The following is a 16,620-nucleotide window of genomic DNA, read 5'->3' on the forward strand; positions in this document are numbered from 1 at the left end:
AAATTCTTTTCCATACACTTTCCATCCTCTCTCCATTCCGTAGAAAACCTAAGCCCTTACTTTGCCTTGTGATTGAGAGGCTATTCATGATAACCGCCCTTTCATCATTAGGAAAACACCTAGAACAAACCAATAGTTTATTGGGAAGTAACTAAAAGTTTCGACAGGTGTTTTTCACTTCCCAACCAATAAAAGAGGAGTACTCCCAACACCTTTTACAATGTGGTGCAAATAACATTCGGAATACTCCGAACAGCCACCCTTATGTCAAATTTTTAAAACTAATAAAATGAAAAAAATAACTTTTTTAATCGTAATACTAAGTGCCAACCTATCTTTAATTTCTTGTGATGCTACAACTACTGCAGACCAAGATACGGTCTATGAAAACCTCAACGCCACAGAAGGTGATGATGGGGTTATTGTAAAAGATCCGGATGCAGAAGAAGAGGATGGTGATAATTAATCAGTATCCCTAATTAGGACATAATAAACCAACTAAGAAAGTAGGATGAATGCAATGGTAGTTCATCCTGCTTTCTATATTTTTCATAAAAAAAGAGCTGGATGACTAGGTCATACAGCTCTTTTTTTTTATCCTATTTCTTTTGGTTAAACCTACTCAACATAGGTAAACTGAACAGTATAAGAAGCATCAGGCTCTCTATCAGATGAAGAAGAAATAACTCCTGAAGTTGCATAGTTATCTGCATCATATACATAACTGGCCGTAATGGTATATTCTACTTCTCCGTCTTCATTTTTATATACAATCTTAGACGGATTATTTACAGGAAAAAGCATTCTTGCTTTTATAATCTCAGAAGACTGAGGACTCATACTAAAGTTTAATTGTATACCATCCAATACATCAATTATACCACCAGCTTCTAAAGTATAGAAGAAAGGATTTTGAGCCTCATCATAGGTTATCTCAGCAGTATATACATAAGAAAGGTACGAATCGGTCTCCCAATCGTAATCCTCTTCAAAAAATTCAATGATTTTAGGATTTCCGTTGGCGTCATACTCTAGAACATTCCCAGTTTCAAAAGCATCATAAGGAGATTCATACAGCTTTTCTATAGATAAATTAACATCTTCTTCGCCAGTAACATTTACCAATTCATCACCATCATAAAGAAAGTCACTAGAACCTTCACCATTAGATACACTACTTAAAGCGCCGTCTGCCGTATAAGAAAATTCGAGCATTCCCTCATCTTCCATATTCTCACTAGAATTTAGGTTTACTGTTTTAATTAACTTTTGTACCACATCACCATTGGCTTCCTCAAACTCTTCGCTGACCGAATCATCGGAACAACTTACCGCTAAAATTGATGCACAAAAAAGGCCTAAAATGTAATATGTTTTTCTCATAATTGATGTACTTATTATTTGTTTTGGTTGTTTCTAGGTTTATGTAAAACAATGGACAGAAAATACTCGCCAACCCATTCAGAAAAAAAACGAAAACAGAACCAGCTTAGTATACCTACTACTAAAAAAATAGTGCATTTAAGAACACAGAGAAATGTAAGAAGTACAATTATTTATTTCCTCCTTAAAAAGAGCCTTACTATGTAAACACTTTTTGTATTTTCGAAAGATGAATTACAAGTTTATTGTATCCCTTTTTTATCTGCTTCTATTCGTGAGTCAACACTCCGTTTTTGCTGCGAATTCTTCTATGAATAAAAAACAATCAACTCCCGATTCTTTAAAAATTATCAAAAAACAAATTGGCGCTTTTACAAAAAAGAAAGAGTACGCCAATGCTATTCAATATTCAAAGAAATTATTACAAGCGGCCAAAACAAAGTCTGATACCAGTACTATTGACAATGCGTATTGGCGCCAAGCTTTTTATTTTGACAAATTAAACCAGTTAGATTCTTCCTATTTTTATTATGATAAGTCTTACACTTATAATTTAGCCTTAAAAGATACCGTCGTTGCAGGAGATCGTTTACTGGGTATGGCAAACATTCAAAAAAGCTTAGGAGATTATACGGGTGCAATGATCACAGCCATTGACGGATTAAATTATTTAGAAAATACTGAGGAGCTAGAAACTACGATTGGACTTTACCAAACCATTGCCGTGGCTCAAAAAGAATTAGGACACCCCGAAGAGGCCCTCCGTTGGAATACTAAAGCTTTTAACATCCTAAAAAATAACCCAAAGGCCGAAATTTTACCCTCTAGTATTCATATCATTACTATTACTAGAGCTAATATCTTAGCCGAAAAAAAAGAATACAGCGCAAGTATTCATATTTTAGATAGCATTGCCCAAGAAACAGCGGATAAAAACCTCTTTGAATTTTCTAGAGCTATTTGTAATATGGGCCATTTTAAATGGCTAGAAGAGGCCAATAACCTCGAAAGTGAAACCCTGCTTTTAGAATCTTTAAGAATCCGGACTTCTTTGAATTCCGCTAGCGGCTTGTTCTCTAGCTACATTCATTTAGCCGAATTTTATTTTGATACTAAAAAAGCTAAAGCTTTGCGGTATGCTCAACAAGCCTATACGTACGCTGAAAAATTAAAGAATCCGGTAGCTAGTCTAGAAGCTCTAGATCTAATTCTGCCTTTAAAAAGAGATTTGCGCCAAGCTATTTCTAACGAAGCAATTACCTATTCCCAACTACAAAACCAATTAGAAAAATCTAGACAAACTATTCGCGCCATCTATGCGGCCACCAAATATGATAACGATGCCTTAGAGAAGGAAAATCTTAAGCTGCTAACGCAAGTAGCAATCAAAGAAAAACAAAAAATTTTGGCGCTGGCTGCTGCCGTATTTCTTTTAGGTGTTATTGGTTTTGTAATCTATTACAAAAACCATCAAAAACAAAAAGAGCAGCTAGAAATATCATACAAAACGGAGCTACGCCTATCTAAAAAATTACATGATGAACTAGGAAATGATATTTTCTATTTAATGACGCAGGTGCAACAAGACACACCTACTCCTACCGATACTAAAAATGCTCTTATTTTAAATGGACTAGATAGTATTTACCAAAGAGTAAGAGATATTTCTAAAGAATTTACGGCGATTGATACCGGGAAAAATTTTGGAAAAGAATTTTTTGCACTTCTAAATTCCTACAGTTCCGCCAGCACAAAATTAATCACCAAAGAATTACCCTTGAGTTTTTGGGATGATATAGCCCCTAAAACAAAAATTGAACTCTATAGAGTATTGCAAGAACTACTCGTAAATATGAAAAAACATAGTGAAGCTACTTTTGTAGCAATTACCTGTGTAAAAAATGCCAAAGAGATATTAATAAAGTATGTAGATAATGGGATAGGATTTGATAAAAATGAAAAAATTTCAGGAAATGGCCTTAAGAATGTGGAAAACCGCATAGCTAGTATAAAAGGAAGTATTAATTTCGAATCCAAACCAAAGGAAGGGGTTACCGTAACCCTGACGTTTGCTATTTAATAAAAGGATATGCAATTGGATAGAATTTTTGTTTCTGAAGATATTGACAGTAATAACTTAGGGGTTACCACTACCCTACAAAATATGGGCTATGCCCAAATTGGCCATTCTCAATATTGCGATGATGCGCTTCTAAAGCTCAAAAAGGCACTAAATGATGGGACTCCTTATGATCTTTTGATTACCGATTTGTCTTTTGAAAATCCTAGGGCGAAGAAAAACATCCAAAACGGACAAGAGCTTGTTACCGCCATAAAAGCCATACAGCCTACTTTAAAAGTGGTTGTTTTTTCTGTGGAAGATGATCATCATACCATCACTACCTTATTCTCCGACCAACAAATTGATGCCTATGTCTGTAAAGGATTAAATGGTCTTAGTGAACTTCAAAAAAGTATTAAGGCCATCACCAATCATGAACAATATACCTGCCCCATAGCTACTGCCGTATTGCAACAGAAAAATGTTTTAGCTTTGGATGGCTATGAGCAGCAACTCTTAGCATATTTGGCCAAAGGATATACCCAACATGAAATAAGTGCACTATTAAAAGAACAAGACATTTCTCCAAATAGTGTGCGCTCTATTGAAGCAAACATTAGTAAATTGAAAGATTATTTTAATGCGACAAACACCACGCATTTGGTTTATGTAGCCTCTAGTCTAGGACTTATATAAGTACTTAGATGACTCTCTTATCACATGCTTCTGTTCCTCTTCTTACTAATTAAGTCCACCAATTCTTAAGAAAAGAGATGCATCTTACTTCTAAAAAGTACTGCTGCGAGGTGTAGAATAGCAAAAATCGGTCATTCTATATAATTTTTGATGCCTTTGACTTAGATTCAAGAATACCTCATCTGCACTGCTATTGCTTCTTATTATATTTTTTACAAGAAAATCTTGAAGGATATACCAAATGGAGCTCCCTTGCCCTACACTTATTTGCTACCTATTATGAAATTGCTGTGGTGGGTTCTAATGCGCTTAGTTTGACCCAAGAGTTAAATTCTAAATTTTTAGTAAATACTTTAGTTATCGGTTCTGAAACAGTATCGAATATTGCTATTTATAAAGACCGTTTTGAAAATGATAAAACTTATATCTATTTCTGCCTCAACAACAGCTGCAAACTGCCAGTTACTTCTGTACCCGGAGCATTACAACAAATAGAATATAACGTAGAGAAAAGCAATTTCAACTTGGGGTTTTAAAGCTAATATGCGCCTCTTTTATGATATAACATATACGCTTGCTGCAATTGAAACGCACTCTAAAGATCGATTACCTACTTTTGACTCAGCATACCACTGGATACATTATTCGCTGCAAACAACAGCAGAAAAATAATTCCACTAGTTTTCTGCCTTAAGGCGTGCTCTAAATTTTGAAGGAACGGTTTGGGTATATTTTTTAAATAATCTTGAGAAATAAGAATAATTTTCAAAGCCTAGCTCTTGGGCTATCTCTCCAACAGATTTTGTACTAAAAGTTAACATACGCTTGCTTTCAATAACCACTTTCTCAGCAATAAGAATAGTGACGGTTTTATTTAAAACATAGTTACAAATCCGATTTAAATGCTTTAGACTCATATTCATTTTAGAAGCATAAAAAGAAGGTGCTTTTTCTGTTTTATAATAATGCTCTAACAACGTATTAAATTGTTCTAGTTTATGATTGTAAGAATGCAAGTCTACATTGTTCTCCTGAAAATGCTTTCGGGAAATTTCAATATGGATAATATCAATTAGATTTAAAAGCTTATCTAATTTCCGGGTATTCGATGCTAGATTCTCTTTGACTAAAAGTTTAAAATAGACTTCAAGAGAACGCACTTCAGGTTCGTTTAAACGTACCTCTGAGATATTTTTTGAGGCTTGATAAAATGGATACTCTTCTATCCTCTTGGCTCCAAAATACAGATTATACAAATCCTTTGTGTAAAATAAGATGTAGCCCTCTATGTCCTTAGACAACTTCCAACTATGTACTTGACCCGGTTGGATAAGATATATACATCCTGGAGTAATGGTGAACGTATTAAAATCTATTTTATGAATTCCAGAACCTTTGGTAAAAAGTACGAGCAGATAAAAATTATGCCCATGTGAGCGCTCTATAAAACTATTATTAATTAAATGATTACTAAAGGTATTGACGTAAAGACCTTCCTGAATTAAATTCCGCTTGAAATTCTGAATATCATAAACAGGGTACGTTTTCAAAAAATGTCTTTATTGTGCTAGTATATGTAATTTTAGTTAACTTAAAAAGAAGATAAATATACTAATTTTGTATAATAATTAGGATGTACAGGCTTTAAATAGTTGATTAATAAAAATGTCTTTTTTATTATCATAAAAATCATAACTACTATGAATATTTTAAAAGGAACGAAAATATATAGCATCTTAACAGGCAGCTGCCCTGTATGCCAAGAAGAAAGCATGTACAAAGAAGCTAATCCGTTTAAAGTGATGTCTACACTAAAAATGCATGAACGTTGCAGTCATTGCAGTACAAAGTATAAAATGGAGCCTTCGTTTTTCTTTGGAGCAATGTATGTGAGTTACCCTGTAGGCATCGCTTTTGCCTCCGTAGCATTTGTGCTATCTTATATAGTATTTGGGATTGCTATTTTACCCACCTTCTTTATTATTTGCGCTGTCATGCTAGTTATGCTGCCGATAATACTACGATTATCTAGAAATATTTGGATTAACTTCTTTAAGCATTACCAAAAACAGACCAATGTAGGCGCATAAAAAAAGGTTCCAAACAAAATGTTTAGAACCCTTATACTTTATGGTAAAGACTCGTTTTAGTTATTGTTTCTTATTGATTACTCTTTTTTTGTAGTTATTTTTAATTTCTATATACAATAACACCGATGCTACTATAGCGCTCAATACTATAAAAACCATAGGATTACCATCTACAACATCTAAACATAAATTCAATAAATTCTTCATCTTTCTTCTTCTTACTTTTATTTAGTTTTCTACTAGATACAAGATTAACGCAATAGTTGCTTTTTTAGTTCTTAAAAAAACAGAAAAAATTCTTAGTCGTAAACAAGGTCAAAAGCTTCCGATAAACGACGTATTCTCCCGATAAAGAGTTTTCGATGTAAATGTCAGTTAACGAGCATTTTACACCCTTTATCTATCATTTTGTCAGTGACCGAAAAAAAGACCCTTTAACCGAATGATAACTACATAAGGAAGGATAATCCCGTTCTTGTAATCCCAAATCGAATGAAATGAAATCTATTTTAACAACTTTATTATTTGTATTTATCGGATTTAGCGCACAAGCTAACACGAGCAACAAAAAAGATGTTAAAGCAACTACAATCACTAAAACTGTAGTTACTTTCAATACCTTCAAAACTTCAACTGCAGGTATTTATTTAGATAAGAATCATAAGATCAAGAAAGAACTTTCTTTTGTAACTAAAGCTAGCAAAGCTAAATTAGCTTAATCCCTAAGCAATACATTCTCTTAAATGCATTAAACAAGTATTTGTTTACGGCAAGCTCCTTTCCATACATCCTGTACTTTTACCTTCTAAAATAACGTTATGGAAAATATATTAGTAGCTGGTGCCAACGGTACCACTGGAAAAAAAATAGTAAACTTATTAGCACAATCTCAATACTTTAATCCTGTAGCCATGGTTCGTAAAGAATCTCAAATGGAACAATTTAAAGCAAAAAATATTGAAGTAATTTTAGGAGATTTAGAACAAGATATAAGCAATAGCACCAATAATATTGATAAAGTAATATTTGCAGCCGGATCTGGTGGTAAAAAAGTAGTAGAGGTAGATCAAGAGGGCGCTAAGAAACTGGTAGATGCTTCTAAAGCTAGCAACGTAAAGAAGTTTGTAATGCTAAGCTCTATGGGCGCTGATCAGCCAGAAAAGGCTGAAAAATTAAAAGATTATTTACAAGCAAAGCATAATGCTGATATGCATTTAAAAAATAGTGGACTTAACTTTGCTATAGTACGCCCAGGAAGCCTTACAGACAATAAAGGTATAGGTAAAATAGTACTTTCAGAACATTTATCTCAAGAGGGAAACATCAGTAGAGATGATGTGGCACAAACACTAGTACGTGCCTTACATGACGATGTAGCGAACCATAAAACATTTGAAATATTAGAGGGCGAAACCTTAATTGGTCAAGCCTTAGATACAGTAGAATAAATCTTTACTGGTCAATATCATTTGCAGAAAACCCTACGAGCTCATGTTCCTGAAATTCAGGCGTGAGCTCTATTGGATTACAACAAACTTCACAGTCTTCTATATACGTCTGTTGCCGTACCGAAGTATCTAGCAGCATAGAAATCTCTTCCCAGCAATAAGGACATTGAAAAAAATGCTCGTACATCTTAGAAATTTATATTTAATAGCTGACCCGTTAATTGCAAAAGCTGCAGCTCTGCTAGCTTAGCATCATATTTTGCTAGATTTTTATTGGTCTCAGCATTCAATAAATTAATTTGAGCCTGTCTAAACTCTATGGAAGTAATTCTCCCCAATTGAAATTGTTCTTTTGAACGCTCAAAATTATTTTCATTGGTAATTACCGCTTGCCCTTGAATTTTGAAAATATTTAATAAATTTTTATAGACGGTATGTGCGTTCTGTATATCTCTTTCTACTTCTAAAGCCACTTGTTGCTTTACCAGCTCTTGATTTTCATAGGTAATCTTTGCATTCCTTACTGCTACCGTAGTCTTACCTCCATCAAACAAATTCCATGATAAACTAGCACCTAATCCTAAATTGTATGTGGTATTGTTTGTCCCCGGAAAGAAGGCAGAAGCAGCACTTTGGTTTAAATTCCAACCATAAGAGCCTGTAAGACCTACCGTTGGCAAATAGCCCGATTTACTCACCTTAATATCATATTCATTAATCTTTAGATTTCGTTCGGTTTGCAATAAAGCAACATTGTTCTCTATAGACTGCCCTAAATATTCTTCTAACTTCAGGGATGGAATAAATGTTAGCGTAGTATCTACTTGAAAATCCTCTTCTAATTTCTGATTCAAAACAACATTTAAATCGCGTTTCGCATTAATCAATTGCTGTTCCACATTTAAAAGAGCAATACTATCATTGGTCACATCTACCTGAGCATTTAAAATATCCAATTTGGTATTCTGCCCGTATTCAAAAGAATATTCTGCCCGCTTAAATCTATCTTTAGAAATTTCTAATGCTTGTTTTAAAACATTATTATTTTCTGTTAATCTAGCCACGTCAAAGTAAACACTAAACAACTGTAAAAGCGTGTTTTCAATAGTTTCTCTAGCTTGCAATTCACTTAATTGATATTGTTCTTTGAGTCGCTTATAATTATATAAACGCCCCATGCCATCAAAAAGCGTATAGTTTAAATTTAAAGCAGAACTATAGCGCTGTGCCTCTGCCTTATCTATTTCAACATCTGCACGAACCGAGTTATCATCATTGAGTTGCCCTGGGAATTCTATGGTAGAATCATCACGACTGTAACTAGCATTTGCAGTACCCGTAAGGGTCGGCAAATATCCAGAATTCAATATCCCTTGATTATTGTCTGCAATTGCTACTTGATTGCCTGCTATTTTTATTCCAAAATTGTTCTCAAGAGCCTTCTTCATAGCCTCATCTCTGGTCAGAAGTTTTTCTTGACTAAAAACAGCTGTGTAAGCACTTAAAAAAAGTACTGCTATAATGATCTTTTTTCCCATTATTCTTTATGATTCAATTCTCCTCTTAAATGTTTTTCTTCTTCAAGCTCTTTAATTGCTCGTTCTACCTCTTCATTGGTTACTTTATTACCAGTAACTAACCATTTACCAGAAACTTTAATTCTATTGGCAAAGGATAAGAATAGCGGTAACATCAATAAGGTTAACACGGTTGCAAATGCAATACCGTATGCAATAGAAATTGCCATAGGCTTTAAGAATTGCGCCTGTCTACTTTTCTCCAAAAGAAGTGGTGCTAGTCCTGCTATAGTGGTAATAGAAGTTAAAAATATAGCTCTAAACCTAGATTTCCCAGCTTCATACATTGCATCGTCAAACTTCATCCCTTCACGTAGGTTTACATTAAATTTCCCAATAAGCACCAAACCATCATTCACCATAATTCCTATCAAGGCTATAATTCCTAGCATAGAAAGGATATTTATAGGAAAATCATGAACCCAGTGTCCCCAGGCTACTGCGGTTAAACTAAACGGAATTAAAAGTAACAACATTAAAGGTTGGCTAAAACTTCTAAACGTAAAGGCTATCGTGATATAAATTAGTGCAAGAACAGACAATCCTACAAATTGAAGCGAAGACAACAGCTTGTTTGCCTCTCTATTTTGCCCTTCATAAGAAGCAGATACCGTTGGATATTTAGAGTGAATATCTGGCATGATGGTGTTTTCTATTTCTAGCATCACATCGGTTGCACTTGTTTCCTTGCTATTTTTTAAATCGGCTGTGATTTGTATTTCACGCTGTCCTTCAAGGTGATTGATTGCGACATCTCCACGCTCTATGGTGTAGGTTGCTATTTCCTTTAGAGGAACCTTATCCCCTGTAGGTGTTGTTATCCTCATATCATCTAAATCATTAATAGATGACCTGTTTGCTCTATCATAACGCACCCATACCTTAATCTCATCTTGCCCACGTTGAAAACGTTGGGCTTGTGTTCCAAAGAATCCTGCACGAACCTGATTCATAATTGTCCGTAAATCTAATCCTAGCAAATAGGCATTTTCCTTAAGTTCTAACTTAATTTCTTTAATACCTGCAGGGTCATTATCCGCAACATCTTTTAGCGTAGCATTATTCTCTAGTATGGATTTAAGCTCTTTTTTTGCAGCTTTTAATTCTTCAATATTATTTCCTAACAAAGAAACAGCTACCGGACTTCCTCCAAAATTCCCACCAGAACCAAAAATAAGGCTTTCTACTCCAACAACAGGCCCTACCAATTCTCGTAATCTATTAGTAACCAACTCTGAAGAAATCTCATCAGGACGTTCTTCTCCTGGTAGTAAATTTAAGGTCAAAGATGCAGAAGAGGAGCCTGGCCCTACTCTTCTAATCATGTTATCAAATAACATCTTATCTGTACCTTTCAAATACTTCTCGGTAAACTCTTGGTTGACAATTTCTGCTTTATCTTCAATTAAACTAATAATAGAATCTGTAATAATCTCATTGGTGCCATTAGGCATCTCTAAGGATATAGACACGCGGTCACTTGCCACATTAGGGAAGAATGTTGTTCTAATGATTCCTCCTCCAATAGCGCCAAAAGTTAAAATTAGGGCTATAGCAAAAAATGAAAAGAACAATATTTTATACTCTAGCGCAAAACGTAAAGCAGGACCATATAATTTATCCCGCATCCAGTTCATAAAACGATCTCCTGCTTGATTGATGACACGCAACTTAGCAAATGCTTCTGCTAATTTTGATTTAGGCTTAGAATCTAAAGGCTGTAATGCTTTAGAATGTGCAAGGTGAGCCGGAAGAATTATCAGTGCTTCTACTAGAGACACCACCAAGGTGAGAATTACCACCACGGAGACCTCTCCAAAAAATTCACCAATTCTACCGTCTAAAAATAAGAAAATTGAAAATGCTAGAAGTGTGGTAATAATTGCAGAGACAATAGGAGGAATAACTTCCATTGTACCATCTATGGCTGCTTGTATTGGTGTTTTCCCTTTCTCATAGTGTTGATAGATATTCTCTGCGATAACAATACCATCATCTACCAAAATACCTATAACTATAATCATCCCAAATAACGATAATACATTTATGGTAACATCAAAAAAGCCTGCAAAAATAAACATCCCTAAGAAAGAGATTGGCAATCCAAAAGCTACCCAAAACGCAAGTCTCGTATTTAAGAATAAGGATAAAAATACAAGTACTAAAATCATTCCAACAATAGCATTCTCTGTAAGTAACTCCGTTCGTTGCACTAAAGTCTTCGACTGATCACTCACTACATTGAGCTGTACATTATTGTATTTTTGATTAAATTCTTCAATATATTCTTTAACCTTCTCCGCAGAGGAGATCAAATCTTCCGTATTTGTACTGGTTATAGAACAGTTTACAGCTAAATTTCCGTTGAAATAAGAGGCATTCGGGCTCTCTTCAAAGCGATCTCTGACGATAGCTACGTCTTTTAAACGAACTGTTTGACCTGAACTTTCTGCTCTTATGATTAAATTAGAAATCTCATCTCCATAATAAGACCTATTATTAGCGCGAATAAGATATTCTTCCGTACTGGTTTTTATATTACCCCCCGTTACTAAAATATTGGCATTCGCCACAGCTTGCGCTACATCATCAAAAGAAATGTTGTACGCAAGTAAGCTATTTTCATTGACTGCTATTTCTATTTCTTCATTTGGGTATCCAGACATTTCTATTTGAGAAACACCTTCTATAGCCCTCACGTCATTTTCAACCTGCCTACCTATTTGCTTTAAGGTAGCTAGCGGAATGTCTTTACCACTGATTGCAAAACTAATTGTCTGTCTGACGGCCTCTAATTTAGAAACCACCAAGGGCTCCATTCCCGTTGGGAAAGAAGGCACTCTATCTACTGCATTTTTAACTTCTAGCAGCATAAAGTCAACATCTCTTCCTTTCTCTATCTCTACATTGATAGAACCACTATTTTCTCTTGAAGTAGAGGTTACACGATCTACACCTTCTAAACCTTTTAAGTTATCCTCGATTTTTAAAACAATACCCTCTTCAACTTCTTGAGGAGACGCCCCTGGATATACCACGGAGATCGTAATGTTTTTAGAATCTGTAAGCGGAAAAAAGGATGATTTTAAAGAAAAAGCTCCTACGGCACCGAATATCGTAATTGCAATAAGAAATACGGTAACGGCTACGTGATATTTAATGAAATATGCTATTATATTTCTCATTACTTTGTTGGGTTTTCAGATTCATTTTCTAAAACTTTAACCAACATACCTGCGTAGGCACCAACCACTGGCTTTGAAACAATGACGGTTCCGTCTGGCACTTCTTTTAAAACCACTTTTTTATCCGAAAAATATACGGGTTTTACTTCTATTAAATCTAAAATAGAATCTCTTACCACAAAAATTTGATCACTTTCTAACAGTAAGCCCCTATTAATTTCTATTGCATTTTCTTCTTTCTTAGCATCTAATTTTGCTTCTAGATACATGCCCTCTTTTAAACGCTTATCATTTACTTCTATAAATGCCTTTATAGTTTGTGAAGCTTGATCTACACTCCCATTTATTCGTGTCACAACACCAGTATATTCTGCTGTACCTTCTAAGTTTACCAAATTTACTTTCTCTCCAATTTTGAGTAGATCGCTGTAAGTCTTACTTATAGACACTTCTAATTCATACACCTCCGTATTTATAAACTCTCCTAATTTTTGTCCCGAACGAATTAAGGTTCCCTCTGTAACCAAGGCTTCTGTAAGCACACCATCAAACGGCGCAGAAATTCTGTACTTACTTAATCGTTGTTCTAAATTCTTTACATTATAAAAGCTAGTTAAAATACCACGACCACTAATAAAATATTTTTCTTTCTCTGAAGACAATTCCGGTAACGCTGGGGTAGTTGCATCCATATCAAACCCACTTAAATACGCTTGCCATTTATCAAATATTTCTGGATAGTCTAAGCGCAAATCTGGCATAATAGACGTTATCAAATTATATAAGTTACTTTTTGCAGATTGAACACTTGCCGCATACTCTGCCGCATCTATTCTAATTATAGCCTCGCCTTTTCTGTAGGTTTCTCCTGCCTTAAATAATTTATTGTTCCCTCTAAAAACACCTTGAACCTCAGCATACAATTCTACGCGCCTTTTTGCTATGATAGTTCCGTTAGCAGGAACAACAATCGCAACCGTCCCATTTTTTACTTTTTCAGTAAAAACCGACTTAATAACTTTCTCAGGTTTTGGTTTAGAAGTGGTTTTACTATCTACGATAGCATTAGCAATAAAAACAGAAGCAACTATTAAAAGCACCCCTAAAATTGATATTATAATTTTTCTCATGAGTTTATTCTGGTTGGAATTGTATTGGACTACAAAACTATCCATTAGTTTAAGCTAGTTTAGTTAAACATTTCTTAAAAAATCGCAACCATCACTATATCTTACGACATAAAAAAGGGATGCAAAAATTGCATCCCTTTTTTTTAATCGATATTTTTTGACTTTTATTCTAATATTAGCTCTTTTCCTTTAGCGTTTGCTTCAGGAACTACCTCTAATTCAAATAAATCAGCACCTTTCTGTAGCGCTAAACTATCTGTATTTAATGTAATTAAACGCTCCCTATTAATATTTTTTAGGCTATCAAATGAATTAAAATTGTTGCCTTGAAGCTGTAAATATTTTAAATCTCCTAGCACATCTATACCTTCAGGTACAGGTCCATAAAACTTATTATAAGCTAATGTAATTTCATACAATTTTGGTAATTTATCAAAATTAAGCCCAATAACTCCACTCAATTTGTTACCAAACAAGCCTAAAACCTCTAGGTTACATAAGCCCCCAAAAGATAACGGAATAGTGCCTTCTAAATAATTTCCAGAAAGATTAATGACTTTGAGGTTCTTAATCCTGCCAAGACTTTCTGGGATTACCCCTGTGAACGCATTGTTATATAGAGATAATATCTCTAATTGCTGTAATTGATTGATCGTAGAGGGAATTTGATTTCTGAAATTATTCATTTCAAGACTAATCTCTTTTAATTCCACCAAACCTAAAAGCTCTTTTGGAAAATTACCTTTTAAATTATTTAAAGATAAATTTAAAATTTCTAGCTTTTTTAAATTCGAAATTTCCTTAGGAAGTATTCCTGTTAAGTTATTTCGTCCTAATTCAATCCCAACTACATGATTTTCTCTGATTCTTACGCCGTACCATTCCGTGACGGGTTGTGATAAGTCCCATTGAATATTCCACTGAGCACCTTTAGTAGCAGTAAATAATGACAATAATGCGTTCTTTTCATCATCAGGAATTTGCGCTTTCGAGATGAAACAATACGAACACAAAAAAACAAATAATAACTTTTTGCTTATTGGTTTCATGATTTGGTCAATACATTTAAACAAAAGGATATGTTGTGAAACACCTTTCATTTATGGTTTATAAATAGGTTACGTAAACTCTATAACGTAAAATCTATCTATTTATGATAAATGTATAAAAAAAGAGGTACTCTACAGTACCTCTTTTTCTTTAATTTAGTTTATAATCCCTAATTATCGGTGTCGTCCTCAAACTTGGTATCGGCCATTCTTGTTGTATATTTCTTTATGTCTTTAAATTTAGGAGAAGTTTCAATTTTCTCTTCGTCAAAATCAAATACCAATAAACTATTTATTTTTAAACTACTAATATCTTCAAAAGAATCAAAGCCATTATTTTGAATTTGAAAAATTTCTAAACTCGCCAATTGCCCTACTTCTTTAGGTATAGCCCCGTTTAATTTATTATTTGCCAACACTAACTCTTTTAACTTCCCTAAGTTCCCTAGCTCTGAAGGCATTACGCCTTGTAAGCCATTTTCAAACAAACCTAAAGATTCTAAGTGCTCTAAATTTCCTATAGAAGATGGTATAGCTCCTTTAAAATTATTACTTGATAGATTTAAAGTCCTAAGTGTTTTTAATTCTCCAATGCTGTTTGGTATTTCTCCTGATAAAAAATTATTAAAAGCAGTTAATTCTTGTAAGGAAACCATTTTACCTAAATTTTCTGGCAAAGAACCTTTTAATCTATTCATTTCTAATTTTAGAATGATTAAATTTTCTAAGGCGCTAATTTCCGAAGGTAATACCCCTGTTAATTGGTTAAACGCTAAATTTAATTCTGTTAAGTTTTTTAAAGCGCCAATACTTGCGGGCAATACACCGCTAAGGTTATTATGAAACAGATTTACTTTTATTACCTGATCATTTTTTACGGTTACACCGTGCCAATTACTCACAGGACTGTTTAAATCCCAGGTCGTATTCCAACCTTGACCATCTGTTTGCGTGTATAGGTCGATCAAAGCATCTTTTTCTGCTTTAGAAATTTCCGCATACGAATTATAACTTCCGAATACTGCAATTACCAAAAATGTCTTTATCATGTTTTTCATAGCTATGATACTTAACTTAATTAATTTTTTTCCTCTTCATCTTCAAACTTCGCCTTTGCTGTACGCGTATTAGAATCTAAATAAAGATCTTTTAAATTTCTTTTACTGTAGGATACATTGGTCTTGCCATCAAAGTCAAACACAACCAAACTAGAAGCCGTAGAAGAAAAATCTGCCAAGAAATTTACTTCAAAGTTATTTTTCTGAATCTGCAAAACTTCTAAATTTTGCATCTTTAAGATCTCTGACGGAAATTTATTTGAGAATGAATTATTTGCGATGGCTAAAATTTTTAGCTCTTGCAATGCACTTAAGTTTTTAGGAAGGTCACCCATTAAATTATTTTCAGAAAGCTCTAAGCGCTCTAAATTGGATAAACTACTAATAGATTCAGGAAGCTTCCCTTCAATCCTATTATCTGAAAGTGAGATTACTTTTAACTGAGACAATGAACCAATAACTTCTGGCAATGCACCAGACATATTATTATGATACAAATCTAAATGCTCTAATTTTTTTAATGCTCCAATTTCATTTGGAATTGCACCTTGAAATTTATTTTTACCCAACCTTAAAACCTCTAAGTTTGTTAACTGAAACAAGCCAACTGGCAATTGCCCTTCAATAGTATTAAAAGCTAAGTTCAAAATTTTCAAATACTGCAAATCTCCAATACTTGAAGGAAGTACCCCCGTCAAGTTATTATTGAATAGCGTAATAGCAACAACATGATTATCTTCTATAACTACACCGTCCCATTTAGAAACTTTCGTAGCTAAGTTCCAAGAAGTCTTCCAACCATCGCCATTCGTACTTTTATATAAATCTACAAGTGCCTTTTTCTCTGCTTTTGGAATAGCAAATGCAGCCGTTGTAAACAACAAAATTACCAATAGTGATTTCCAAATTTTAATAGTCATACGCTAAATTTTAAAAACATCC

17 protein-coding genes are annotated in these 16,620 nt (G+C 34.0%); 7 read left to right on the plus strand and 10 right to left on the minus strand.

The window, feature by feature from the left end; genetic code table 11:
* Window positions 1–289: 289 nt before the first annotated feature.
* A complete protein-coding gene (locus BLQ19_RS21290; protein ID WP_175444426.1) occupies window positions 290–466 on the plus strand; it encodes a hypothetical protein in 177 nt (58 codons plus the stop codon).
* A 152-nt stretch (window positions 467–618) separates the two neighbouring features.
* On the opposite strand, the gene BLQ19_RS09850 is transcribed toward BLQ19_RS21290, so the two are convergent.
* The gene (locus BLQ19_RS09850) at window positions 619–1,383 is read right to left on the minus strand and encodes a hypothetical protein (protein ID WP_074538242.1); all 765 of its coding nucleotides are present in this window, start codon (window positions 1,381–1,383) and stop codon (window positions 619–621) included.
* Window positions 1,384–1,693: 310 nt separating this feature from the next.
* Here BLQ19_RS09850 and BLQ19_RS09855 point away from each other — a divergent pair, with 310 nt between their 5' ends.
* The 3 genes from BLQ19_RS09855 (at window position 1,694) to BLQ19_RS09865 (ending at window position 4,677) form a co-directional block, all read left to right on the plus strand.
* Window positions 1,694–3,463, plus strand: coding sequence for a sensor histidine kinase (locus BLQ19_RS09855; protein WP_074538243.1), 1,770 nt, complete (start codon window positions 1,694–1,696; stop codon window positions 3,461–3,463).
* Between the two features lie 15 nt (window positions 3,464–3,478).
* Entirely contained in the window at window positions 3,479–4,141 is a 663-nt protein-coding gene (locus BLQ19_RS09860) for a DNA-binding response regulator (RefSeq protein ID WP_217637580.1), read from the plus strand.
* A gap of 314 nt (window positions 4,142–4,455) precedes the next feature.
* A complete protein-coding gene (locus BLQ19_RS09865; protein WP_175444427.1) occupies window positions 4,456–4,677 on the plus strand; it encodes a hypothetical protein in 222 nt (73 codons plus the stop codon).
* Between the two features lie 141 nt (window positions 4,678–4,818).
* Here the strand turns inward: BLQ19_RS09865 and BLQ19_RS09870 are convergent, their stop codons facing one another.
* Entirely contained in the window at window positions 4,819–5,691 is an 873-nt protein-coding gene (locus BLQ19_RS09870) for an AraC family transcriptional regulator (protein ID WP_074538245.1), read from the minus strand.
* 150 nt (window positions 5,692–5,841) lie between these two features.
* Between BLQ19_RS09870 and BLQ19_RS09875 the strand changes: the two genes are divergently transcribed.
* The gene (locus BLQ19_RS09875) at window positions 5,842–6,231 is read left to right on the plus strand and encodes a DUF983 domain-containing protein (protein WP_074538246.1); all 390 of its coding nucleotides are present in this window, start codon (window positions 5,842–5,844) and stop codon (window positions 6,229–6,231) included.
* Between the two features lie 60 nt (window positions 6,232–6,291).
* Here the strand turns inward: BLQ19_RS09875 and BLQ19_RS21295 are convergent, their stop codons facing one another.
* Window positions 6,292–6,438, minus strand: a complete 147-nt coding sequence (locus BLQ19_RS21295; protein ID WP_161785742.1) for a hypothetical protein — start codon at window positions 6,436–6,438, stop codon at window positions 6,292–6,294.
* A 290-nt stretch (window positions 6,439–6,728) separates the two neighbouring features.
* Between BLQ19_RS21295 and BLQ19_RS09880 the strand changes: the two genes are divergently transcribed.
* The gene (locus tag BLQ19_RS09880) at window positions 6,729–6,950 is read left to right on the plus strand and encodes a hypothetical protein (protein WP_024478948.1); all 222 of its coding nucleotides are present in this window, start codon (window positions 6,729–6,731) and stop codon (window positions 6,948–6,950) included.
* A gap of 99 nt (window positions 6,951–7,049) precedes the next feature.
* Complete coding sequence (locus tag BLQ19_RS09885; RefSeq protein ID WP_074538247.1) at window positions 7,050–7,679, plus strand: SDR family oxidoreductase; 630 nt, start codon at window positions 7,050–7,052, stop codon at window positions 7,677–7,679.
* 4 nt (window positions 7,680–7,683) lie between these two features.
* On the opposite strand, the gene BLQ19_RS09890 is transcribed toward BLQ19_RS09885, so the two are convergent.
* The 7 genes from BLQ19_RS09890 to BLQ19_RS09920 form a co-directional block, all read right to left on the minus strand.
* Window positions 7,684–7,866: a CPXCG motif-containing cysteine-rich protein gene (locus tag BLQ19_RS09890; RefSeq protein ID WP_074538248.1), complete on the minus strand. Its 183-nt coding sequence runs from the start codon at window positions 7,864–7,866 to the stop codon at window positions 7,684–7,686.
* A gap of 1 nt (window position 7,867) precedes the next feature.
* Window positions 7,868–9,217 carry a TolC family protein gene (locus BLQ19_RS09895; RefSeq protein ID WP_074538249.1) on the minus strand — a complete coding sequence of 450 codons (1,350 nt, stop codon included), beginning with the start codon at window positions 9,215–9,217 and terminating at the stop codon, window positions 7,868–7,870.
* The gene (locus BLQ19_RS09900; protein ID WP_074538250.1) at window positions 9,217–12,441 is read right to left on the minus strand and encodes an efflux RND transporter permease subunit; all 3,225 of its coding nucleotides are present in this window, start codon (window positions 12,439–12,441) and stop codon (window positions 9,217–9,219) included. Before BLQ19_RS09900 ends, BLQ19_RS09895 begins: the two co-directional genes overlap by 1 nt.
* Complete coding sequence (locus BLQ19_RS09905; protein WP_025613734.1) at window positions 12,441–13,571, minus strand: efflux RND transporter periplasmic adaptor subunit; 1,131 nt, start codon at window positions 13,569–13,571, stop codon at window positions 12,441–12,443. The genes BLQ19_RS09900 and BLQ19_RS09905 overlap by 1 nt, the downstream gene beginning before the upstream one ends.
* A 164-nt stretch (window positions 13,572–13,735) precedes the next feature.
* The gene (locus tag BLQ19_RS09910) at window positions 13,736–14,620 is read right to left on the minus strand and encodes a leucine-rich repeat domain-containing protein (RefSeq protein WP_074538251.1); all 885 of its coding nucleotides are present in this window, start codon (window positions 14,618–14,620) and stop codon (window positions 13,736–13,738) included.
* Between the two features lie 170 nt (window positions 14,621–14,790).
* Entirely contained in the window at window positions 14,791–15,678 is an 888-nt protein-coding gene (locus tag BLQ19_RS09915) for a leucine-rich repeat domain-containing protein (protein ID WP_074538252.1), read from the minus strand.
* Window positions 15,679–15,698: 20 nt separating this feature from the next.
* Window positions 15,699–16,598: a leucine-rich repeat domain-containing protein gene (locus BLQ19_RS09920; RefSeq protein ID WP_074538253.1), complete on the minus strand. Its 900-nt coding sequence runs from the start codon at window positions 16,596–16,598 to the stop codon at window positions 15,699–15,701.
* Between the last annotated feature and the right edge of the window lie 22 nt (window positions 16,599–16,620).

Source organism: Cellulophaga baltica (assembly GCF_900102165.1).
In the GTDB taxonomy this organism is placed as follows: Bacteria; Bacteroidota; Bacteroidia; order Flavobacteriales; family Flavobacteriaceae; genus Cellulophaga; species Cellulophaga baltica.